Annotated in this window: 22 protein-coding genes, 4 tRNA genes and 1 pseudogene; 7 read left to right on the plus strand and 20 right to left on the minus strand. The window is 62.3% G+C overall.

Translation table 11 applies throughout. The features are described from left to right. Positions 1-25 precede the first annotated feature (25 nt). From Q0P52_RS06465 to Q0P52_RS06480, 4 genes and pseudogenes are all read right to left on the minus strand, one after another. Entirely contained in the window at positions 26-574 is a 549-nt protein-coding gene (locus tag Q0P52_RS06465; protein ID WP_293813686.1) for a methyl-accepting chemotaxis protein, read from the minus strand. Beyond that, a pseudogene (locus Q0P52_RS06470) lies at positions 572-1345 on the minus strand (PAS domain-containing protein); the annotation flags it as partial. The pseudogene Q0P52_RS06470 and the gene Q0P52_RS06465, both read right to left, overlap by 3 nt. Before the next feature lie 227 nt (positions 1346-1572). Beyond that, complete coding sequence (locus tag Q0P52_RS06475) at positions 1573-1824, minus strand: methyl-accepting chemotaxis protein (RefSeq protein WP_293760155.1); 252 nt, start codon at positions 1822-1824, stop codon at positions 1573-1575. A 154-nt stretch (positions 1825-1978) separates the two neighbouring features. Further along, positions 1979-2476 carry an Lrp/AsnC ligand binding domain-containing protein gene (locus Q0P52_RS06480; protein WP_293760153.1) on the minus strand — a complete coding sequence of 166 codons (498 nt, stop codon included), beginning with the start codon at positions 2474-2476 and terminating at the stop codon, positions 1979-1981. A gap of 247 nt (positions 2477-2723) precedes the next feature. Between Q0P52_RS06480 and Q0P52_RS06485 the strand changes: the two genes are divergently transcribed. Next, a complete protein-coding gene (locus Q0P52_RS06485) occupies positions 2724-4031 on the plus strand; it encodes a D-amino acid dehydrogenase (protein WP_293760151.1) in 1308 nt (435 codons plus the stop codon). Positions 4032-4036: 5 nt separating this feature from the next. Beyond that, positions 4037-5104, plus strand: coding sequence for an alanine racemase (alr, locus tag Q0P52_RS06490; protein WP_293760149.1), 1068 nt, complete (start codon positions 4037-4039; stop codon positions 5102-5104). 260 nt (positions 5105-5364) lie between these two features. Here alr and Q0P52_RS06495 read toward each other — a convergent pair whose 3' ends face one another. Then, the gene (locus Q0P52_RS06495; protein WP_293760147.1) at positions 5365-5982 is read right to left on the minus strand and encodes a response regulator transcription factor; all 618 of its coding nucleotides are present in this window, start codon (positions 5980-5982) and stop codon (positions 5365-5367) included. Further along, positions 5979-8621, minus strand: a complete 2643-nt coding sequence (locus Q0P52_RS06500) for a PAS domain S-box protein (protein ID WP_293760145.1) — start codon at positions 8619-8621, stop codon at positions 5979-5981. The genes Q0P52_RS06495 and Q0P52_RS06500 overlap by 4 nt, the downstream gene beginning before the upstream one ends. 176 nt (positions 8622-8797) lie before the next feature. Here Q0P52_RS06500 and Q0P52_RS06505 point away from each other — a divergent pair, with 176 nt between their 5' ends. Continuing rightward, positions 8798-9973 carry an ABC transporter substrate-binding protein gene (locus tag Q0P52_RS06505; RefSeq protein ID WP_293760143.1) on the plus strand — a complete coding sequence of 392 codons (1176 nt, stop codon included), beginning with the start codon at positions 8798-8800 and terminating at the stop codon, positions 9971-9973. Here Q0P52_RS06505 and Q0P52_RS06510 read toward each other — a convergent pair whose 3' ends face one another. Continuing rightward, positions 9974-10849: a pirin family protein gene (locus Q0P52_RS06510; protein ID WP_293760141.1), complete on the minus strand. Its 876-nt coding sequence runs from the start codon at positions 10847-10849 to the stop codon at positions 9974-9976. Positions 10850-10906: 57 nt separating this feature from the next. Continuing rightward, positions 10907-11749: a pirin family protein gene (locus tag Q0P52_RS06515; protein ID WP_293760139.1), complete on the minus strand. Its 843-nt coding sequence runs from the start codon at positions 11747-11749 to the stop codon at positions 10907-10909. 116 nt (positions 11750-11865) lie between these two features. Here Q0P52_RS06515 and Q0P52_RS06520 point away from each other — a divergent pair, with 116 nt between their 5' ends. Beyond that, the gene (locus Q0P52_RS06520) at positions 11866-12774 is read left to right on the plus strand and encodes a LysR family transcriptional regulator (RefSeq protein ID WP_293760137.1); all 909 of its coding nucleotides are present in this window, start codon (positions 11866-11868) and stop codon (positions 12772-12774) included. A gap of 97 nt (positions 12775-12871) precedes the next feature. On the opposite strand, the gene Q0P52_RS06525 is transcribed toward Q0P52_RS06520, so the two are convergent. From Q0P52_RS06525 to Q0P52_RS06545, 5 genes are all read right to left on the minus strand, one after another. Next, positions 12872-13543 (minus strand): GntR family transcriptional regulator, encoded by a 672-nt coding sequence (locus Q0P52_RS06525; RefSeq protein WP_293760135.1) that lies wholly within the window; start codon positions 13541-13543, stop codon positions 12872-12874. Positions 13544-13683: 140 nt separating this feature from the next. Next, a tRNA-His gene (locus Q0P52_RS06530) sits at positions 13684-13759 on the minus strand. A 48-nt stretch (positions 13760-13807) separates the two neighbouring features. Continuing rightward, positions 13808-13883: transfer RNA gene (locus Q0P52_RS06535), tRNA-His, on the minus strand. Between the two features lie 53 nt (positions 13884-13936). Then, positions 13937-14013 (minus strand) — tRNA-Arg (locus Q0P52_RS06540). 24 nt (positions 14014-14037) lie between these two features. After that, a tRNA-Pro gene (locus Q0P52_RS06545) sits at positions 14038-14114 on the minus strand. A gap of 262 nt (positions 14115-14376) precedes the next feature. Between Q0P52_RS06545 and folD the strand changes: the two genes are divergently transcribed. The 3 genes from folD (at position 14377) to Q0P52_RS06560 (ending at position 16832) form a co-directional block, all read left to right on the plus strand. Then, positions 14377-15228 carry a bifunctional methylenetetrahydrofolate dehydrogenase/methenyltetrahydrofolate cyclohydrolase FolD gene (folD, locus tag Q0P52_RS06550; protein ID WP_293760133.1) on the plus strand — a complete coding sequence of 284 codons (852 nt, stop codon included), beginning with the start codon at positions 14377-14379 and terminating at the stop codon, positions 15226-15228. 125 nt (positions 15229-15353) lie between these two features. After that, positions 15354-16217: a formyltetrahydrofolate deformylase gene (purU, locus tag Q0P52_RS06555; protein ID WP_293760131.1), complete on the plus strand. Its 864-nt coding sequence runs from the start codon at positions 15354-15356 to the stop codon at positions 16215-16217. Between the two features lie 9 nt (positions 16218-16226). Beyond that, a complete protein-coding gene (locus tag Q0P52_RS06560) occupies positions 16227-16832 on the plus strand; it encodes a hypothetical protein (protein WP_293813684.1) in 606 nt (201 codons plus the stop codon). A gap of 109 nt (positions 16833-16941) precedes the next feature. On the opposite strand, the gene Q0P52_RS06565 is transcribed toward Q0P52_RS06560, so the two are convergent. From Q0P52_RS06565 to Q0P52_RS06595, 7 genes are all read right to left on the minus strand, one after another. Further along, positions 16942-17298, minus strand: coding sequence for a thioredoxin family protein (locus tag Q0P52_RS06565; protein WP_293760127.1), 357 nt, complete (start codon positions 17296-17298; stop codon positions 16942-16944). A gap of 2 nt (positions 17299-17300) precedes the next feature. Beyond that, entirely contained in the window at positions 17301-17774 is a 474-nt protein-coding gene (locus Q0P52_RS06570) for an NUDIX domain-containing protein (RefSeq protein ID WP_293760125.1), read from the minus strand. A 179-nt stretch (positions 17775-17953) separates the two neighbouring features. Beyond that, entirely contained in the window at positions 17954-18781 is an 828-nt protein-coding gene (locus tag Q0P52_RS06575) for an undecaprenyl-diphosphate phosphatase (protein ID WP_293760123.1), read from the minus strand. A 68-nt stretch (positions 18782-18849) separates the two neighbouring features. Next, on the minus strand, positions 18850-19890 hold the full coding sequence (locus Q0P52_RS06580; RefSeq protein WP_293760121.1) for an alginate lyase family protein: 1041 nt from the start codon (positions 19888-19890) through the stop codon (positions 18850-18852). Positions 19891-19982: 92 nt separating this feature from the next. After that, the gene (locus Q0P52_RS06585; protein ID WP_293760119.1) at positions 19983-20615 is read right to left on the minus strand and encodes a YecA family protein; all 633 of its coding nucleotides are present in this window, start codon (positions 20613-20615) and stop codon (positions 19983-19985) included. 101 nt (positions 20616-20716) lie between these two features. After that, a complete protein-coding gene (locus tag Q0P52_RS06590) occupies positions 20717-21451 on the minus strand; it encodes a proteasome-type protease (protein WP_293760117.1) in 735 nt (244 codons plus the stop codon). A gap of 114 nt (positions 21452-21565) precedes the next feature. After that, complete coding sequence (locus tag Q0P52_RS06595; RefSeq protein ID WP_293760115.1) at positions 21566-22354, minus strand: transglutaminase family protein; 789 nt, start codon at positions 22352-22354, stop codon at positions 21566-21568. Positions 22355-22366: the final 12 nt, after the last annotated feature.

Consider the following 22366-nt stretch of genomic DNA (forward strand, 5'->3'; position numbering starts at 1 on the left):
TTGGCAACGCCGCAACGGCCTGGCGCTAATCGTCCAGCCGCTTGACCGCCACTTGCTCAATGGCGGTCACCACTGCGTCGGCCCCCTGATGAATTTGCCCCATCACCTGACTGACCTTGTCGAAGAGCGACACGCTGGTGTGGGTTTGTTCAAGAATGGTGTCCATGCTGGCTACGGCAAGATCCGTCTGCTTCTGGATGTTGCCTACCATGCCGGTGATTTCTGCGGTCGAGGAGGCGGTGCGTTCGGCCAGCTTGCGCACCTCGTCGGCTACCACGGCAAAGCCGCGGCCGGTTTCGCCGGCGCGCGCGGCTTCGATGGCGGCGTTGAGCGCCAGCAGATTAGTCTGGTCGGCGATGTCCTTGATGGTTTGCACGATGGTGCTGATCTCCTGCGAATGCTCGCCCAACGATTTGACCTGCTCGCCTGCGGCGCTGATATTGCCGGCCATGTCGCGCAGCGCCTGCTGGCTGACGCGGATGTCCGTCACCGCACCGTTGGACAAGGCCTGCGCCTCTTCCGAAGTGCGCAAGGCAAACTGGGCGCTTTCCTGCTCGCTCTGCTGCTGGCGCACCTTGCTGGTGATGTCGGTTGCAAATTTGACGACGGAAGTGACCATGCCCTTGTCGTTCAGCACCGGGTTGTAGCTGGCCTCCAGCCAGCGCTCCTCACCGCTCTTGGCGAGGCGGCGGACGCGTCCGGAAACAAAGCGACCGGCCTGCAGGTCTCGCCAGAGTTGCTCATAGGCAGGGCTGTTGGCAAAAGCGGGATCGCAAAAGATGCGGTGGTGTTTGCCAACCAGTTCGCGGGCGGTATAGCCCATGGTGTTGAGAAAGTTGTCGTTGGCCTGGAGGATGGTGCCGTCCGGCTTGAAGCCGATCACCGCCATGGAGCGGTCGGCCGCCGCGAGAATGGCCTTGTCGTTGGCGGATTCGCGCACGCTGCTGGTGATGTCGGTGGCCAGCTTGATGCAGCCGGTGACCTTGCCGCTGGCATCGCGCACCGGGCTGTAAATCGCGCGCAGCCACACGCCCTTGCCGTCGCGCTTGAGGCGTTTCACCACGCCGTTGAATGACTCGCCGCGACGCAGTCGATCCCAGAACTGCTGATACTGTTGGCTGCCGCTTTCGTCCTTGTCGCAAAACAGGCGATGGTTCTTGCCGGCGATTTCCTCGGCGCTGTAGCCCATCAGTTTCTGGAAATTGGCGTTGGCGCTGACGATGCCGCCGTCTGCGTTGAAGGTGATGCGCGCCATGGACTGGTCAATGGCATCCAGCGTGGCTTGCAATGCGGCGATCTCGCCCGACTGTTGTTCCAGCCGTGCCTTCAGGGCCTTGTTGAACATGAGTGATTCCTCTTCCTGATACAGCCTGTTGTTCTCTGGCTTGCTTCAATGGCCTCTTGAACGGGCCTTGGCGGTTTTGGGATGTTCAGTCTTGCCAGTTGGCGGTTTATTGTGAGCAAATCCCACTATTTGATAGTGGTTGCCGTACAGCGTGAAAGCAAGGCGGAGTTTGGCTGAAGCATGGACGAGGAGGCGGCCGTTGCGCCGGGGCGCAGCGGCGCGGTGGTTCAGCGCTGACTGATGCCTTGAAGTTGGTCGCTGATGTTTTGTGCAGTGGCGGCCTGTTCTTCTGAGGCGTGGGCAATCTCGAAAGTGAAATCACGCATGTGATTTACCTCTTCCACAATGGCGGCGATGGCGTTTTGCGCCCGCTGGAAATCCTCTTCGGTGTCGCGCACCTTGTCGCGCCCGTCGCCCATCGAGGTAATGTTCACCTGAACTTCTTGCTGGATGTCGCGAATCATGCCGCCGATTTCCACCGTGGCTCATTGCGAGCAAAGCTCATTGGTTATGATTATTAACAGCATCGGCAGTGCTGATAGATTGACTGTAGAGCAATGTTCGGTACAGTCAAAACGCTCAGGCCGGAGTGATATCGTGCGGGATCTGCGACGCAATTGATTACTGGTGTTTTCAGATCAGGCTCTCCGGCAGCGGCAGCATGCTGGTTTCCTTTACCTCCTCCATCACGACATAACTGCGCGATTCATTGGCGTGCGGCAGTTGCAACAGGATTTCCCCCAGCAGCTTGCGGTACATGGACATGTCCGGCAGGCGGGCCTTGATCAGGTAGTCGTACTCGCCGGACACCAGATGGCATTCCAGGATTTCCGGGATGTTCCGCACTTCGCGGCGGAAGGCGTCGAAGATGTCGCCGGACTTGGCCGACAGCTTGATTTCCACGAAAACCAGCAGCGAGGCGCCAAGTGCGTGTGGATTGATGCTGGCGTGGTAGCCCTCGATGATGCCTTCGCGTTCCAGCCGGCGCACGCGCTCGGTGCAGGGAGTGGTGGACAGCCCCACCTTTTCCGCCAGCTCCGTCATGGCCATTCGGCCGTTTTTTTGCAGCCATTTCAATATCTTAAGGTCGATCTTGTCGAGCTCGCGTTCGTGAAAATGTTTTTTCTTCATGTTTTCACCATGAAATTTGTTTTATGTGTATGTTTTTGCTAAATAGTAGCAATACAACAGTGAATAAAACTGCAATGAAATAAATATACTACGCAAAATCACTATTCGCTGTAAGCGCTGCAAACAGCATCGTCTGAACCCGCGCCAAAAGGCGTCGCCATGAACAGTACGGACAGTACGGCAAGGCGGCGCGTGGCAAGCGCGGAGGGGCTGCAAGCGGCGCGAAGCGTGACACGGAGAGAGGAACATGAAGGTAATCGTACTGGGTGGTGGCGTTCTGGGTGTATCGACGGCTTGGTATCTGGCCAAGGCCGGCTGTGAAGTGACCGTGCTGGAGCGCCAGGATGGCGTGGCGCTGGAAACCAGTTTTGGCAACGCAGGTCAGATTTCCCCTGGCTACTCCGCCCCCTGGGCCGCGCCCGGCATTCCGCAGAAGGCGGTCAAGTGGCTGTTCCAGCGCCACGCGCCTTTGGCCATCCAGCCGGACGGTTCCCTCTACCAGCTGCAGTGGATCGGCAAGATGCTGTCCAACTGCAATGAAAAATCCTACGCGGTCAACAAAAGCCGCATGATGCGGCTGGCCGAGTACAGTCGCGACAAGATCAAGGAACTGCGCGCCGAAACCGGCCTGAACTACGAAGGTCGTCAGGGCGGCACGCTGCAGCTGTTCCGCACTCAGGCCCAGGTTGACGGCATGGGCAAGGACATCGCGGTGCTGAAAGAGTGCGGCGTGGACTTCAATGTGCTGGATCCGGACGGTTGCGCCCGCGTTGAGCCGGCGTTGGCCAAGGTGAAGCACAAGCTCACCGGCGGTCTGCAACTGCCCAACGATGAAACCGGCGACTGCAATCTGTTTACCTCCCGTCTGGCGGAGATGGCCCGCGCGAAGGGCGTGGACTTCCGCTTCGGCCAACATATCACCGGCATCGAGCACGACGGCAAGCGCATTACCGGCATCCGCGTGGGCGAGGAAGTGCTGAAGGCCGACCACTATGTGGTGGCCATGGGCAGCTATTCCCGCGACATGCTCAAGGCGCTGGACATCGATATCCCGGTGTACCCGGTGAAGGGTTACTCGCTGACCGTGCCGATTACCAATGCCGCCATGGCGCCGGTATCCACCATCCTGGACGAAACCTACAAGGTGGCCATCACCCGCTTTGACGACCGCATCCGCGTGGGCGGCATGGCCGAATTGTCCGGTTATAACCTGGAACTCAATCCGCGCCGTCGCGAAACGCTGGAAATGGTGGTGGGCGATCTGTATCCGGAAGGCGGCGACATCCCCGCCGCCACTTTCTGGACCGGTCTGCGTCCGATGACGCCGGACGGCACCCCCATCATCGGCGGCACTCGCTTCTCCAATCTGTCGCTCAACACCGGCCACGGCACCCTGGGCTGGACCATGTGCGCCGGCTCCGGCAAGGTGCTGGCCGACCTGATCACCGGCGCCAAACCGGAAATCAGCGTGGATGGTTTGTCCATGCAGCGTTACGCCCGTCAGGGCGAAGTGTTGGTGGTGCCGGTAGGTCGTCCGGCCGCCGTGGGAGCCTGAGCCCCATGCGCCCCCTGATCGCCACCGTGCGTCTGGACAATCTGCGTCACAACTATCTGATGGCCCGTCAGGCCGGCACCGGCCTGACCTTGGCGGTAGTGAAGGCCAATGCTTATGGTCACGGCGCGGTGCGCTGCGCGCAGGCGCTGGCCGACCTTGCCGACGGCTTTGCCGTGGCCTGTCTGGAAGAGGCGCTGCAATTGCGCGCAGCCGGCGTCGCCTTGCCCATCCTCTTGCTGGAAGGTGTGTTTGAGGCGGAGGAACTGTCCGCGGTGGAGCATCACGATTTGTGGTTTGTGGTGCAGAGCCCGGAACAGCTGACCATGCTGGAAGCCGCCAAGCCGGCCAAGCCGTATACCGTGTTCCTGAAGATGGATTCCGGCATGCACCGTGCCGGTTTTGCGCCGCAGGACTTCGCTGCCGCCCATTGCAAGCTGGCGGCCAGCGACAAGGTGGCTCGCATCGTCAAGATGAGCCACTTCGCTCGCGCCGACGAGCCGCAGCTGTCCGCCACGCATGCCCAGCTGGAAGTATTCGATTCTGTTTGCCGCTATTTGCCGGGCGAGGAGAGCATTGCCAATTCGGCCGGCATCCTCTGTCACGACAAAGCGCGCCGCAACATCAACCGAGCCGGCATCATGCTGTACGGCGCCTCGCCGCTGCCGGCAGGTTTTGACCAGGGCGCGGCGCTGAAGCCGGTGATGCGCCTCACCAGCAAGGTATTCGGCGTGCGCGAGTTGCCGGCTGGCCAGCCGGTGGGCTATGGCGGCAGCTTCGTTACCGAGCGGCCTACCCGCGTGGGCCTGATTGCTTGCGGTTACGCCGATGGGTATCCGCGTCTGGCTTCCACCGGCAGCCCGGTGGCGGTGGACGGCAAGCGCAGCCGCATCATCGGCCGCGTGTCCATGGACATGATCACCATTGATCTGACGGATTTGCCCGAGGCCGGCATCGGCAGCGAGGTGGAGCTGTGGGGCGATACCGTGCATATCAACGAAGTGGCGGCGCAGGCCGGCACCATCTCTTACGAGGTGCTGTGCAACGTCAAGCGGGCGCATTTCGTTTACGAATAGATTTCCCTTGTACATCGCATCGTGTTGATTGGCCCGGTCTTGAACCGGGCCTTTTTTTCGCCGGGCGGAGGGGAGGTTGGCCGAAGGGCGGGCAAAAAAAATCCCCGGTTGCGATGAACGCCGGGGATATACAGAAGCGGAGGCTGTTGTCTCCGCTGGAGGGTTAACCGTGTTGCAAGGCTGTCGCGGTTGCTGGCAGCCGATAGAAGCAATTGCTTGATGTTAGAACCAAAATGACGCTTGCAACATTGGGGATTGCCCTACTGTTTCTCTCCCTGGCGCCAGGCCACCACGGCCTGCACCAGATCGGCAATCGAGCGGGCGCGCATCTTGTCCATCATCTTGCCGCGATGGGCCTCCACCGTCTTGATGCTGATGCCCAGTTCGTCGGCGATCACCTTGTTCATCTTTCCTTCCACCACTTTGTCCAGCACCTCGCGCTCGCGGGCAGTGAGCGAGGCCAGGCATTCGGCAAAGCGGTCGCGCACTGCTGCGCTGGCCTGCTGTTGCCGGCTGCTGGCCAATGCGCTTTCCACCGCCGCCAGCAGGTTTTGCTGGTTGAAGGGTTTTTCCAGAAAGTCGTGTGCGCCGCGTTTAACGGCCTGCACCGCCATCGGCACGTCGCCATGGCCGGTAATGAAGATGACCGGCCATGGGTTCTGGCGGTTGTTGAGTTCTTCAAACAGCTCCAGCCCGCTCATGCCGGGCATGCGGATATCCACGATCAGACAGCCGACGCCCTGGGGCGTGAAATTGTCGAGCAGGGCTTCTGCGCTGTCGTGGCAGGCCAGCATGTAGTCATGGCTTTCCAGCAGGAAGGCCAGCGAGTCGCGAAAGGCTTCGTCGTCGTCGACGATGTGGATGTGCGCTGTGCTCATGTTTCGGACACCGGTAGGGTGAATCGGAAAATACTACCACCACCGGGGTTGTCTTCCACCCAGAGTTGCCCCTCGTGGAATTCGATGATGGTGCGACAGATGTTCAGGCCCATGCCCATGCCTTCCTGCTTGGTGGTGAAGAAGGCATCGAACAGACGCTCCTTGAGGTCGGCCGGCACGCCGTGGCCGTGGTCGGCGATGGCCACCTCCACCCGGCGCGGGTTCAGCAGGCGGGCGTCCAGACTGAGGATGCGTTTGGAGGCCGGGGCGTCGATCATGGATTCGATGCCGTTCTTGATTAGGTTGAGCAGCACCTGTTCGATCAGGATGGGGTCCACGTGCAGCGGCGGCAATCCGTCCGCCATGCGGATGTCGATCAGCGCAGCATGCCGGCGCGCTTCGATGTCGGCAATGGCCAGCGCCGCCTCGATGATGTCGGCCAGCTGGCAGGTTTTGCGGTTGGGCTCGCTCTGTTTGACGAACTCGCGGATGCGGCGCACCACCGTGCCGGCGCGCTCGGCCTGGGCGGTGATTTTCTCCATCACCGGCAGCAGGGTTTCCGGCGTGGCCTTGCCTTGGCGAATGCGCTCGATGCAGCCGGCCTGGTAGTTGGCGATGGCCGACAAGGGCTGGTTGAGTTCATGCGCCAGTGTGGACGCCATTTCCCCCATGGTGACCAGGCGCGAGGTGGATTGCAGCTGTTGCATCTGCTGCTGGTAGCGTTGTTCCGCCTCGTGTTGCTGGGTGGTGTCGGTGAGGATGGTCATGGCGACGATGTGGCCGTTCACCCAGCGTATGCTGCGGCGGCGGATGGAGATCCAGCGCGCCGGTGGGTCCATCCAGACTTCCACGTCCACATCGCGTGCGGTGCGCATCATTTCCACCAGCCGCAGATCGCAATAGGCCATGCCCTGTTCCGGCTGGCTGAGCGAAAACCACTGCTGGTAACGGTGGTTGCTGAACAAGAGTTCCAGCGTCACCGGGTCCACCACCGCCACGGCGGCGTCCAGCCCCTCTATCACGGTTACGAAGCGGTCGTGCGAATCCTCCAGCCGGCGCTGCGCTTCGCGCCGTTCGGTGACGTCGGTCAGTACCGCCATCCAGCCAGTATGGCGTCCTTGTGCGTCGATCAGCGGCGAAGCCAGGATGTGGGCGTCGAATTCCTCGCCGTTCTTGCGGCGCAATACCGATTCGAAGCCCTCCGGCGGCGCTTCGCCGGCCAATGTTTCGTTCAGGTCTTGCCGGTTGCGCTCGCCCAGCGCGCCGGCCCGCCAGTAGGGGTAGGGCGGTGCGAGGCCGATCAGCTCTTCCTCGCTGTAGCCGGTGAGTTGGCAGAAGGACGGGTTGACGTAGCTAATGCGACCTTCCAGATCGATGGCGCGGATGCCTACGGTCAGCGAATCCTCCATCGCTTTGCGGAAGGCTGATTCTTGCCGCAGTGCTTGCTCTGCCAGTTTCTCGGCGGTGATATCGCGGCCGGAGACGTGGGCCACTCCGCTGTCCGGCAGCGGGCTCAACGCCCAGACGATCCATCGTACGCCGCCGTCGCGGCCCACGATGCGGGTTTCCACATAGCGGTCGGGCCCGCCGCTGTCGAACAGGCGGATGAAGCCTTCGCGCGCGTTTTCGCGGTCGGCGGGCGGCAGATAGTTGAGGAAGGAGGTGCCTTCCAGCTGGTCTGCGCTGTACCCCAACCCTTTTTCAAACGCCGGATTCACTTGCAGGATGGTGGTGTCGCGGCGGATCACGCCCAGCAGCTCCTGCGACAGGCGATAGACGCGATCACGTTCCTGCTCGGCGTCCACGCGGCGACGGATATGGCGGTTGAGGCTGAGTAGGCTGAGCAGGGTCAGCAGTGCCATGCCGCCGATCAGGCCCAGCTGCAGCAGGCGCGCCTGGGTCAGCGCGCCTTTTATCGGGCGGGCGCTGATCAGCAGGCCGGTGCCGGGCATGTCCAGTTTTTCGCCGGCACCGGTGTGCAAGCGGCTCTGGCCGTTGCGCGCCAACGATTCGCCGTCGCGAGTTTGCAGCTCCAGTTGGTATTTTTCCGAGAACCAGGCCGGTGGCAGGCGGCGCACCACGTTATCGGCGTCGAACATCGCCACAACCGAGCCGTTGAACTGGCTGTTGACGTAAACCGGTATGTGCAGCTCGAAGCGCCAGCTGCCATTGGGCAGTCGATAGGGCTTGCCGTAGGCGAAGCGCCCGCTTAGCAGGGTTTGCCGAAAGGCGTCCTGGCTGTGGATGCGGCCGCCGGGCGACAGCGGGCCGTCCTCGTAGGGGGCGGTCCAGCGCAAGGTGCCCTGGCTGTCGGCGCGGGCGATGGCGAGCATCTCCGGGGTGTTGGCCAGCAGTTGGGATGCTTGGGTCTGGAAGGCGGTTTCATCCAGCTCGCCGCTGCCGACGCCGCGCGCCAGGTCAGCCAACTGGCCCAGATTGTCTTCCAGCTTCAGTTGCAGGGTTTGCTCCGCCCATTGCGCGTCGCGCGCCAGATTGCTCTTTTGCTGTTCGGCTTCGCGCGCGTCCAGCGTCCACAGCATCACCCCCATGGTGAGGAAGAACAGCACGATGGTGGTGTTGGGGAACAGTCGGTACCAGCTGCTGCGTTTGCGGATGTCGTAGAAACGTGGCGTGCGCATGGGCGGCATGCCCTCCGGTAGGGCGGACGAGGGGAATGTGCGCCAGTTTACGCGATGGCGGCGGCGCTGGCAGTAAGGGTTACTCCCCGGTGTGGCCTTGGCGGGAGCGGGGCGGTCGCGAGGCTTGAGCGCCGGCGGTTCGCGGTTTACCCTGCCGCATCAACGCAAAGTTTCCCATGATGAAGATTTCCTTTCTGCTTGCCGTCTGCCTGCTGTTTGCCTGTACGGCGAAGGCTTCGCCCCAGCCCATTCGCATTGGCGTGCCCGGTGCCTTTACCGGCGGCTCCGCGCCGATGGGCATCAGTATGCGCAACGGCATTCGCCTGGCTGCCGACGAGATCAATCGCGCTGGCGGCATTCTGGGCCGGCCAGTGGAACTGGTGGAACGCGACGATGCCGGCATACCCGCCAAGGGCGTCAAGCTGGCGCAGCAATTGGTGGGGCAGGAGCGGGTGGTTGCGGCAGTGGGCTTCGTCAATACCGGGGTGGCGCTGGCGGCCAGCAAAACTTATCAGGACGCCAAGGTGCCGGTGGTGCTGGCGGTGGCGACCGCGGCCATCCTGACCCGGCAGTTCCCGCTGCGCGGCAATACCGAGAACTACGTCTTCCGCGTGGCCGCCGCCGATGATCTGCAAGCGCCGCTGATCGTGCGCGAGGCGGTGGAACGCTCCGGGTATCGCAAGCTGGCCATCTTTGCCGACAATACCAACTACGGCTACCAGGGCCTGATGGAGCTGGAAAAGTCGCTGGCGCAGTACGGCATAAAGCCCAGCTATGTGGCGCGCTTCAATCTGCAGGAGCGGGACATGGCCACTTACCTGGCACAGGCGCGCGATGCCGGCAGCCAGGCGGTGCTGACCTACGCCATCGGGCCGGAGCTGGCGGAGATGGCCAACTCGATGGCGCGCATGGACTGGCGCGCCCCGATGATCGGCAGTTGGACGCTGTCGATGTCCAATTTCATTGATAACGCCGGCCCCAATGGCGAGGGCGCGCGCATGGTGCAGTCCTTCATCCCCTCGGAGGATGCCTCGCCGCGCCGGCGCGCCTTTCTGGATGGCTACCAGTGGTTGTTCCATACCCGCCGCATACTGTCGCCGCCGTCGGCGGCACAGGGCTATGACGCCATGAAGTTACTGGCGGCCGCCATCCGCCAGGCCGGCTCGCTGGATGGGCGCGCCATCGTGCAAGCACTGGAGAGCCTGAAGCAGCCGGTGGATGGCGTGATCACCACATATCGCCAGCCCTTCAGTCGCAGTAATCACGAAGCTATCGATCAGAACATGCCGGTGATCGGCAAGGTGGAGCATGGCCGTGTGGTGTTTGCTTACCCTGCCGACAAGAAACGCTGATCAGACCACGCTGCCGGGCAGCGGGATGCGCTCGGTCTCGCCGGGGATGGCGGGAAAACGGTTGGCCTGCCAGTCGTCCCGCGCCTGGGCGATGCGTTCGCGGCGGCTGGAGACGAAGTTCCAGTCCAGATAACGGGGCGCGTCCGGTTCCGGGCCGGCCAGAATCAGCAGCCGGGTATTGTCGCTGGCTACCAGTCGCGCGTTGTCGCAGGGCGAGAGCAAGCCCAGTTCGCCGGCTGCCAGCGGGTGGCCGTCCAGCGTCACCGCGCCGCTGGCGACATAAACGCCGCGTTCGGCAAACCCTTCCGGCACGCTCAGCGCCGCGCCGGCTTCCAGTTCCGCCGCGGCGTACAAGGCCGGCGCGGGAAACGGCACCGGCGAACGCAAACCCCAGGCTTCGCCCAGAATCACGCGAATGCGCGCGCCCGGTGCTTCCAGCTGCGGCAAATCGGCCGCCGGCACATGATGGAAGGCCGGTTCGCATTCTTCCAGCGCGACGGGCAATGCCAGCCACAACTGGATGCCTTCCACTTTGCCGCCGGTGGCGCGGACCTCTGCCGGCACCCGCTCGGAATGCACGATGCCGCGGCCGGCAATCATCAGATTGGCCGCGCCGGGTTCGATCCGTTGCACGGAACCCAGGCTGTCGCGGTGCATGAATGCGCCGTCGAACAGATAGGTTAGCGTGGCGAGACCGATATGCGGGTGAGGGCGCACATCGCCCTCGGTGCCGGCGTCGGCAAAATGCGCCGGCCCCATGTGATCCAGGAAGATGAAAGGGCCGATGTGCCGCGCTGCCCGGGTGGGCAGCAGGCGGCGCACGATGAAGCCGATGTCGCTTTCCTTGCCAGTAACGGTCAAAGCCCATTGGGTCATGGTGCTGCTCCTTGGTGCGGCAAGGCCGCCGATGAGGCGGCCTTGCGGTGGGTCGGGTCAGAAACGGCCGCTGCGATAGTCGTCAAAAGCCTGTTCCAGCTCTTCGCGAGAATTCATCACGAAGGGCCCCCATTGGGCAATGGGCTCGTTCAGCGGCTGGCCGGCAATCACCAGCAGCCGCGCTTCGCCGCTGGCGCTGATGCGCACACCGTTAGCCGAAGGCAGATTGGCCAGTACGGCCATCTGGCGCTGCGTCACGGTTTGGGCGCGCTCTCCCACGCTGACTTCGCCGGCATACACATAGATGAAGGCATTGTAGCCAGCCGGAATCGTTACTTCCTCCGTGCCGCCCGCCTTCAAATGCAAGTCCAGGTACAGCGGGTCGGTATCCTCGCGGCGGATGGCTCCGCCTTCGCCGGCAATGCGGCGCAGCGTGCTGCCTTGCTCGGTGACGCTTTGCGGGATGTCGCTGGCAGGAATATCGCGATACCAGGCGTCTATCATCTTGCGCTTCGCCGGCAGGTTCACCCACAACTGGAAGCCATGCATCAGGCCGTCTTCCTGCTCCGGCAGTTCGGAGTGGACCACCCCGCGTCCTGCGGTCATCCACTGCACGCCGCCCGGGCCGAGCAAGCCTTCCTGACCGGTGCTGTCGCGGTGACGCATACGGCCATCCAGCATATAGGTCACGGTTTCAAAGCCGCGATGCGGATGGTCCGGGAAGCCTGCGATGTAGTCATCCTGGTTGTCCGAACGGAACTCGTCCAGCATCAGGAAGGGATCGAGCCGGCGTTGCAGGTCTTGCGTCAGTACCCGCAGCAGGCGAACGCCCGCGCCGTCCGATACGGCCACTCCGTTCACGAGGCGTTCCACTTCGCGGCTGATGAAAGTTTTGTCCATTTGGCGCTCCTTGTCTGGGTGGGCCGCCATCGGCCCGTCATGAGTAGCATTATTGCAATGAAAAATATGATAAAAAAGCGCAAAATATAGCTTTAAAACATCAATAAATTAGATATATGAAACAGCCTAGAACTTCCCTGGAGCAGTGGCTGGTACTGCAGGCCATTGTTGCTGAAGGCGGTTATGCCCAGGCGGCGGAGCGCTTGCACCGCAGTCAGTCATCCATCAGTTATACCGTGGCGCGCCTGCAGGAGCAGCTGGGCGTGGCGCTATTGCAGCCGCAAGGGCGGCGCATGGCGCTGACTCCCGCGGGGGAGGCTTTGCTGCGCGACGCCGAGGCCTTGTTGTCGGCTTCGGTGCGGCTGGAGGATAAGGCGCACTCCTTGCAGCAAGGCTGGGAGCCTGAGGTGAGGTTGGCGGTGGACAGCCTGTTTCCGGCGGAAGCCCTACTGCCGGCACTGGGGCGTTTTGCCGCCCATTGCACGGCAACGCGGTTGCAGATGCACGAGGTGGTGATGTCCGGGGCCGACGACGCGCTGCACGGCGGCTGGGTGGAAATGGCCATTGCCGGCCGGGTGCCGCAGGGCTTTCTAGGCGAATGGCTGATGGATGCCGAGTTTGTCGCCTGTGCCGCGCCCTCTCACCCGCTGCATCGTCTGCACCGACCGCTCGGCATGGAAGACTTGCGCGAGCATGTGCAGGTAGTGCTGCGCGACTCGGGCAGCCGCCAGCCGCGAGACGAGGGGTGGCTGGGAGCCTGGCAGCGCTGGACGGTATCGCAGCCGGAAACCGCCATTGCCGCCGTGCGATCCGGCTATGCCTTTGGCTGGCTGGCCTGGCACCGGGTGGCGGCGCTGGTGGATGGCGGGGAGTTACTGCCCTTGCCATTGGCGCAAGGGCAGCGGCGCAAGGCGTCGCTGCATCTGGTGCTGGCGGACCCGCAGGCAGCCGGGCCGGCCACACGCCATCTGGCGCAGTGTCTTGCCGAAGAGGCGGCCGCCTGGCGCGCGGCCTGCCCGGCTTGAGGGCGGACAGGTCTGGCTGTGCGGTGTTGCGGCGTCCGGGCAAAACAAAGACCCGGCATCGCCGGGTCTTTGTTTGTATGGGTTGGCCGAAGCGGACTCAGTGGCTTTGCTGGCCTTGCAGATAGTGCTCCAGCGCGTGGCCGGCCGACAGGATGTGGAAGCGGATGAACTCGGCCGCTTCGTCGGCTGCGCCCGCCTTACACAGCTCCAGCAGGCGGGTGTGCTCCTCGTGCGCCCGCTCCATGGTGCGAGTGAAGAGGATTTGCATGCGGGTGTAGCGGTCCGTCTTGTTGTGCAGCTGCTCGATCAGCGCCAGCGTATTGGGACGGCGGGCGGCGCGGTACAGCGCCAGGTGAAAGCGGGAGTTGAGCTCACCCCAGTGGCGCACGTCGTTCTTGTGCAGCGCCTGTTCGAATTCGCTCAGCGTGGCGGCGGCCAGCTCGTGGTCGGCCGCGGTCTGACAGGGAATGGAGGCCTTCAGCACCGAGCTTTCCAGCATGGCGCGAATTTCCAGCAGTTCCAGCACGTCCTCCAGGGACAACTTGGATACCACGGCTCCTTTGTGGTCGATGATCTGGATCAGGCCTTCGGCTTCCAGCTGGCGCAGGGCTTCACGCACCGGCACGCGGCTGACGCCGTATTCGTTGGATAGCGCTTCTTGGCGCAATTGCTGGCCATCGGCGAATTCTCCGGAGAGGATGCGCTGGCGAAGCGATTCGGTTACGGCACTGGTCAGCGTCTGGCGCTTGATCGGCTGCAGGGTAGTCATGATTGTTTGTCTGTCAGTCAATCGGATAAATGCAAATGTATTCGATTATACGGAGGTTACACTGTCAGACAAGAGCGGGATACATACGAATTTGTCGCGAAAATGAAAAAACCCGGCCACTGGCCGGGTTCTTGCAAAACTGGGGTGGATGATGGGGCTCGAACCCACGACAACAGGAATCACAATCCTGGACTCTACCAACTGAGCTACATCCACCGCCGAAGCGGGTTGGCTTCCGGCGTAAAGCCGAAGGCCTGAATTTTGTGGGGTGGATGATGGGGCTCGAACCCACGACAACAGGAATCACAATCCTGGACTCTACCAACTGAGCTACATCCACCACAGGGTGCCGCATTCTATAGAATGCCGCGATTTACTTCAACTGCTTGTTACTGGCGCGCCCGACAGGACTTGAACCTGTAACCCCCGGCTTAGAAGGCCGGTGCTCTATCCGGTTGAGCTACGGGCGCTCATATCGGGCATCGCGCTATATCTGGTCGGGGCGGCGGGATTCGAACTCGCGACCCCCTGATCCCAAATCAGGTGCGCTACCAGGCTGCGCTACGCCCCGACGACAGAGTCCGCAACTATACGGATGGGGCCATTGCCTGTCAACACCTGTTGCCAATTGTTTTTCGCGACAAGCGCGGAAAGGGCTTGGTGCATCTTCTGGCAAGCTTGATGCAGGCATGATCTAAGCCAATGATATATAGATGCTAATTGCTGAAAATTTGCTTCACATGAAGTTATTCTTAATGTATTTTTATGGTTTCTAAAAAAGCCGAAAAATGAGAAAATTGCCGCCTCTTTTCAAGTTCCATACGGAATCAGGCATGGCAGCGCAACTCATTGATGGTAAGGCAGTAGCAGAAAAACTGGTCGCCCGCGTAGGCGAGGGCGTGCAGGCCCGCTTGGCCGCAGGCAAGCGCGCGCCGGCGCTGGCGGTGATCCTGGTGGGCGATGACCCGGCCTCCGGTGTGTACGTGGGCAGCAAGAAGCGCGCGTGCGAAAAGGCGGGTATCCGCTCGGTGGCGTACGACCTGCCGGCCGCCACAAGTCAGGAAGAGCTGCTGGCCATCATCGACAAGCTCAACGCCGACGACAGCGTGGACGGCATTCTGGTGCAGCTGCCGTTGCCGCGTCAGATCGACCCGCAAGCGGTGATCGAGCGCATCGACCCGAAAAAAGATGTGGACGGCTTCCATCCCTATAATATGGGCCGCCTGGCCATCAAGATGCCGCTGTTGCGCCCGTGCACGCCGCGCGGTGTGATGACCTTGCTGGAAGAGTACGGCATCGACCCCAAGGGGAAGAAAGCGGTGATTGTCGGCGCGTCCAATATTGTTGGCCGTCCGCAGGCGCTGGAGATGTTGCTGGCGCGCGCCACCGTCACTGTTTGCCATAGCGCCACGCAGGATCTGGCCCGCGAAGTGGGCGAGGCGGACATCGTGGTGGCTGCCGTGGGCATTCCCGGCTTCATCAAGGGCGAGTGGGTCAAGCCGGGCGCGGTGGTGATCGACGTGGGCATCAACCGCCTGGATACCGGCAAGCTGGCCGGCGACGTGGAGTTCGCCGCCGCCGCCGAGCGCGCCAGTTTCATCACCCCGGTGCCGGGCGGCGTCGGTCCGATGACGGTGGCCACCCTCTTGCAGAATACGCTGGATTCGGCCAATCTCAACGCCTGACCCGGAGCAAGACAGGATTGGGGCGCCACAGCCGGCGGGAGCAGTTAGCCCGCAGGCTGTGGCGTTTGTTATTGCGGCGACGGATAACTGTCGCCGAAGGTTTCGCTGGATAAAGAGATAAAACAATGAGTCATGCCAAACAATCGGCCACGCTGTTGATCAGTGCGCCGGACAAAAAAGGACTGGTGGCGGCCATCGCCAACTTCCTGATGACCTACAACGCCAACATCATGCATGCCGACCAGCATCAGGATACGAGCGAAAACCTGTTTCTGATGCGCGTCCAGTGGGAATTGGACGGTTTCACCCTGCCGATGGACGCTTTCGCAGCCGCCTTTCAGCCCATCGCGGCCGAGCACAGCATGACCTGGAAAGTATCCTTGTCCAGCCGCAAGCCCCGCATGGCCATTTTTGTATCCAAGTATGAACACTGCCTGGTGGACCTGCTGCATCGTTACCGCATTGGCGAACTCAATTGCGATATCCCGCTGGTGATCTCCAATCATGAGGATTGCCGCCGTCTGGTGGAGTTCAACGGCATTCCTTTTCATGTGGTCCCCGTGACGCGCGAGAACAAGGCCGAGGCGGAGGCGGAACAGTTTCGCCTGCTGGAAGAGGCGGGCGTGGATTTCATCGTGCTGGCCCGTTACATGCAGGTGCTGTCCGGCGAGTTCGTCAAACGTTACCCTGATCGCGTCATCAACATCCATCACAGCTTCCTGCCGGCCTTCGACGGCGCCAAGCCGTATCATCGCGCTTTTGCGCGCGGCGTGAAGCTGATCGGCGCTACCAGTCACTACGTGACGGAAGATCTGGACGAGGGTCCGATCATCGAGCAGGAGGTCACCCGCATTTCCCATCGCGACGATGTGGAAGATCTGATCCAGAAGGGCCGTGATCTGGAAAAGGTAGTACTGTCCCGCGCGGTGCGCTGGCATGTGGATGACCGCATCCTCTCTTACAGCAACAAGACCGTTGTTTTCGACTGAGTGCGCGCCGTGTATCGCGTGATTGATGATTTGCTGGCAGTGGCGCGTTTTCGACCGGCGTCGCTGGCGCACTATCAGTACCCGCGCTGGGCCTGCGCCTTGCTGCTGACGGTGCTGGCCTTGTTCGACAGCGCCAACACCGCCGAAATGGGCAGCAATGTGGTGGGGCGTATTCTGTTCACCCTGTTGTTTACCTGGCTGTTCATTTTGCTGCTGGTGCAATTCATGGGCGTCTGGTTGCGCATGGCGCACTGGAAGCCGGACGGCTCGCTTTTTGGCCTGATAGTACTGACCAAGGGCGTGCTGTTCATCGAGCCGCTGGCCAGCTGGTTGCCGGACGATGTCGAGGCGGGCCTGGTGTTGCTCATGTCCTTGTGGTGGGCGGCGATACTGGTGCATGCGCTGGCGACCGTCAGCGGCGTGGGGCGTTTGCGGGTGGCTTTGGGGCTGATCATGTTTTCGCCGCTGGCGGTGATCGCCATGGTGCTGTCGCTGCAGGTGGGTGTGAGCATGAAATGGATTTCTGTGCCGGAGGACATCATGAATCCTGCAGCCAGCGCCAGTCAGGAGTCGGCGACTTTGCCGAGTGCGGCGGAGGATAAGTCGGATCTGTAGCGCTGGAAAGCCGGGTCGGACCAGAAAGGCGGGATGATCTCCCGCCTTTTATCATGCACTGCCGGCAAGATCTTGCATCGGCGTACCGCCGGCGGGGCCGGTGCCCGGGTCAGGGCTCTTCCGCCGGCGGCGCAGCCAGCAGGGCGTCCAGTGCCGTGGCCATCGCCTGTCGCGTTGGCGGGCAATGCAGGAAGCCGTGAAAGCGGCCGTCGCAGAAGACGATCAGGGCGGGGAGGTGAAAAATATCGTAAGCGCGGGCCAGCGCCATGCTTTGCTGGACATCCACCTGGCAGAGGTGATCGATGCGGGCGGGCGACCATTCGCTGAGAAAGCGCTGCCAGCTGCGACAGGCGCCGCAGCCAGGTTGGCCGAAGAGCACCAGTGTGACGCCCGGCAGGGCGTCCAGTGCGTGATGAAAGCCGAACTCGTCCAGCAGCCGCCAGCGGCGATCAGCCGGCGGGGGCATATTCAGTCTACCTTGGCGATGTAACGGGCCAGGCCGAGGATGGCGCGCAGCGCTTGCCCCTTGGGCGTTTCCTCATTGCGCAGGCGGGCATAGCGACGCAGGATGGCGCGACCTTCAACATAGAGGTCGACATCGGTTTCCGGCGAGGAAACCAGCGTGATGCGCTCGATTTCGCCCATGGGTTTGGGCTGGCCCTGCGCAATGCAGAGATAAACCTTGTGGGCGTTGTGCGGCGTGATGTGGTCGAACAGGTAGAGCATCGAGTTGATGCGCAAGCCGGTTTCTTCGCGAATCTCGCGAATCAGGGCTTGCGAACGCAACTCGCCACGGTTGGCTTTGCCGCCGGGCAGGTTGAAGCGACCGCCGCGCGGGGCGGTGACCAGTACGCCGTCCGGCATCTCGATGATGGCCGTGGCACGCCGGGCCAGATCCGCAGGCAGGCGCTGATCTGGCTTCTTGTCATCCGTAGTTCTCATTTATCCCTGGATACAAAGATCACGGGCCGCAGCGGCGGCCCGTTTCAAGCTGGTCATTCTAGGCGAAGCGCTGTCCGACGACAAACCGGATGCACTGGAAAATGACGATCATTGTATACAAATCAACAAGTCATTCATATCGGTTTTTTGGTTTATTATTTTAATTAAAACTATAAAAATCATATGGTTTTAAAAAGCAAGCCGCCAAATCCCAGCGCCAGACAGTAATAGCCAAAGGGCTTGAGCGATTCGATTTCGGTTTTCTTGAAATAGCGCATCAGGAACCAGGTGCTGGCGTAGGCGCAGACGCCGGCCACCACGCCGCAAGCCAGCATCAACCCCCACGGCGTGGGGGCGTGGGTATGCGCCAGTTTCGGCACTTCCAGAATGCCGGCTGCGGTGATGATGGGCGTGGCCAGCAAGAAAGAAAGCCGGGCGGAAGATGCGTAGTCCAGTCCGTGCGCAAGGCCGCTGATCAGCGTGACGCCGGAGCGGGAAATGCCCGGCAGCAAGGCCAGGGCCTGGCCGGCGCCGATCTTGAACGCGCCGGCAAAGCTCAGTTCATCCAGTGTTTTGTGCGCTGCTTTCTTGCTGAGTTTGTCGCCCCAGAGCAGCAGCAGGCCGTTGATGGCGAGAAAAGCCAGCACGGCGGTGGGATTGGCGAACAGCACGCGCAAATGCTTTTCCAGCAGCAGACCCAGCAGGCCGGCCGGAATGGTGCCCACCATTAGCAGCCACATCAGCCGGGCCTCCGGGTTGGCCGGCTTGCCTCCAGCCTGGATCAGGCCGCGCAGCAGGGACAGCCAGTCCGCGCGGAAGTACAGCAGCAGGGCCGCGGCGGTGCCCAGGTGCAGCATCACCATGAAGGGGAGGAAGCTTTCGCTGGTGCGATTGAGCGCCCAGCCGAACCAGTCCGGAATCAGGATGCCGTGGCCAAGGCTGCTGACCGGGAACAGTTCGCTGACGCCTTGAATCATGGCGAACAGGATGGATTCAAGTGGATTCATGCAGCTGATTCTCGAGCAGGAAAAAAGGACTCAGCATACCGCTGGAATCTTAAGAAAAAATGAAGGCCTTAGTGCGCCCAGCACAGGCGGACCCAATCCGGCGGATTGCCCAGCCGCAGGGCCAGTTCACGCCAGCTGGCGGACAGCACGGCGGCAAGCGAATAAAGATTGCGGGCATTGGCGGGTTGCCATTCTCCGGAGAAGCCCGGCAGCCCGGCCTCGCGGCGCACGGCGTCGAAGCGGACGGAAGAGTTGACGAACTCCATGTGCGTCACCCGGCCTTCGGCAAACGGTTGCAGCCAGCGCAAGGCTTTGTCCAGACTGCCGCCGCGCGCGCCGGTCAGCGGCAGCCAGTCTTCGCCCATGGCGCGGGCGGCGATGGCGGCGCGCGCCAGCGGTTCCAGATCGTAAGTGACGTAATGCAGGGCATCGCGCTCTTGGAAGTCCTGCGTGATGCCGGTTGCGTCGATGTTGTTGTCCAGTTGCTGGCGGTACAGGCGTCGGGCTTCGGCAAACATGGCCTTGTCGTTCAAAGCTACGGCGGACAGGGTGAGCAACTTGATGCGGTGGCTGTTCCAGTTGTTGATGTAGGTGGTTTTGAGTGGCTTGCGTGCGCTCTTGATGTCTGCGATGTAGGCGGCGCCCCAGTCGCGGATAAAGCGCGTGAGCTGGTTTTGCAGTTTGTCGTTCAGTGCGTGACGGGTAATGGCGTAGGTGTCGATCAGCGCATCGAGGTCGGTTTCGTCGATCGGGTTGAGCGAGGGCTGGTAGGTGCGCGACCAGGCATCCAGATAGCTGCTGGCGGCGTCAAGATAGCGACCGTCGGCGGTTTGTCTCCAGGCCAGGGCGAATTGGCGCATGCGCGGCAGATCGCGCTTGGCCGCCACGCTGGCGTCGTAAATACCCTGATGCGGCAGCGTGCCTTCCGTATGCAGACGCGGCAGCGGCGCGGGCGGCAGCACCAGTTGGGTATCCAGCTTGCGCAGCCAGGCGGCGTCGGGCTTGCCCGGCGCAAGCGTGCACCACTCTACGGGGCTGGCGCCGTAGCACGGGGAAGCGCTGCCCGCCAGCAAAGCGAGCAGGCCGGAGAGTGTGGTGAGTAGGCGCATGGCCCCTGTCCGGTTGGTGAATCCTTTCAGCATGGCAGCTGCCGCCGCAAACGCAATGGTGGGAGCTGCCGGGCTCATGCGCCTGTCGTCTCTCAGTCGGGACGAGTCTGATCCGCTTCTTCGGCGGCCAGTTCGGCCTCCATCGCCGCGCGCAGGCGGGAGAAGTAAGCGTGAATGCCGTGTACCGAGGGCGAGATGGCGGCTAGCAGCTGATCGCGCTCTTCCAGTTGGCCATTGTCGAAGCGGGGGCGCATGTCCGGGTCGGGGTGGCGTTCGAAGGCCAGCAGCATGATGGGCTCCAGCAGGCTGGCGTTGTCCTCGTCGTCGAACAGCAGATTCCAGTCGTCCTGCATCAGTTGCATGGCTTCGGCAAACCCTTCCGCCCAGTCATTGCCCTTCACTTCCCCCAGTTCGTTTTCTTCCAGCCAGGGCTGGAAGCCTTCCTGACGCGCCAGTGAGCGGGCGATGTCCTGCCAGTGGCCCAGCAGCAGGCCGACAAAGTGCTCCAAAGCCTTGCCGGAGGGAAAGGCGCGCTCGTCGTCGAAAGCTTCGCCCAGAATCAGCGGCAGACACTCTTCCGGACGGATGATGTCGGGGCCGGCCTGCAGGGCGGTGAAAAAGCCGTCCAGTTGTTCCAGATTCATGCAGCCGGCGGACTGAAAGCGTTGCAGGGTGTCGGACAGGCGCTGGTAGTCGCGGTCGGTCAGCGGAGAGGAGGGGGACATGGCGGCGGCCTTGCGGGAAAAACCGCATTATCCCCCGTTTTTTGCGCTTGTGACATGCCATATCGCCTTCGCGGGCGGCGCGTCGGGGGGGCGGTCGGGTTTTATTTGTCCCAGCTCATGGGCGGCAGCTCGGCGAAGGCTTCTCGCAGCGCGCGGCCCCAGCCCTCGTGCAGCGACTGGAAGTAGGCGTCGTGTTCGGTAATGCGCTTGTGGGTGCCGCCGTCCAGCGCATCGCGGCCGTAGAGCAGCATGTCGATGGGCAGGCCCACCGACAGATTGCTCTTCATGGTGGAGTCAAAGCTGATCAGCGCGCATTTGGCGGCATCTTCCACCGGGGTGTGGTGCTGGATGACGCGGTCGATGATGGGTTTGCCGTACTTGGCCTCGCCAATCTGGAAGTAGGGCGTATCGGTGGTGGATTCGATGAAGTTGCCTTGCGGGTAAATATTGAACAGGCGCGGCGCTTCGCCCTTGATCTGCCCCCCCAGCAAGAAGGAACACCCCACTTCGATATGCGACTGGCTCAGCGCCGGGCCGTCGCGATGGGCGATCTCGCGCAGGGTTTCGCCTACCAGACAGGCGGCCTCGTACAGCGAGGGCACATTGAGGATATGGCCGCTTTCCCGCTCTTCGCGCGCGCGCTGGCGCAGCAGGCTGACCACGCTCTGGGTGGTGGCCAGATTACCGGCGGACAGCAGCACCAGCAGGCGCTCGCCGGGGCGTTCGAACAGCTGCATCTTGCGGAAGGTGGAGACGTGATCAACGCCGGCGTTGGTGCGCGAATCGGACGCAAACAACATGCCGGAGGCGAGATTCATGGCGACGCAGTAAGTCATGGCGCAAACGGATTCGGTGGGTGATAAGGGCAATCTAGCCGTAAAGCCCGGCCGGGACAATCCCGGTCGGGTTTCGGGAGCAGCCATGCATGCCGGCGGCCTCGGGGCGGCTTGTTATTGATCCTGCAGCCATACCCGGGCCTGGGCGCTGAGGTTTTCGCCGCCGCCGCCAAAGCGCACGCCGCGAATCGGGCAGGCATCCAGATAGTCCATGCCGATGGCCAGCTTGAGGTGGTGGTCGTTGGCGGGCGTGCCGTTGGCCACATCAAAGCTGAACCAGGCGCCGTCCACCCAGGCTTCCGCCCAGGCATGGCTGGAGACATGGTTGTCGGCGTGGCCGGGGGAGTAGACGTAGCCGCTGACATAGCGGGCGGGGATGCCGAGCTGACGCGAGCAGGCGAGGAAGACGTGGGTGTGGTCCTGGCAAACGCCGGCGCCTTTGGCGAAGGCTTGCGCCGCCGGGGTATGGCTTTGGGTTTCGCCGGGCAGGAAGGGCATGCGTTCGCGGATGGCGGCCATCAGCGCGGCCAGTTGCGCGCGGCTGGGCTCCGCACGGCGAAAGTCTTCGGCAAACGTACTGAGCGCCGCATCCGGGGTGGTGAGCGCCGTCTGGCGCAGGAAGAACAGCGGCGGCAAATTGTCGTCGTCGCTGTCGATATTGTCGGTTTCCACCACGCCGTGCGCACGGATGCGGATTTCCTGGTGCGGGTAGTCCAGCGTCAGCACATGCAGGATGTTGCCGTAGGAATCGGTGCTGCAGCGCGCGCTGGCCGGCAGGTCCAGTTGCCAGTTGAGGATGTGCTGGCCGCGACCGTTGTGCGGCGTAAGGCGCAAATATTGGGTGCTGTGTCGCACCGGGCTGTCGTAGCGGTAGAGCGTTTCGTGGCTGATGGCGAGGCGCATGATGAAACTCCC

It is taken from the genome of uncultured Aquitalea sp. (assembly GCF_945957525.1).
Lineage (GTDB): Bacteria > Pseudomonadota > Gammaproteobacteria > Burkholderiales > Chromobacteriaceae > Aquitalea.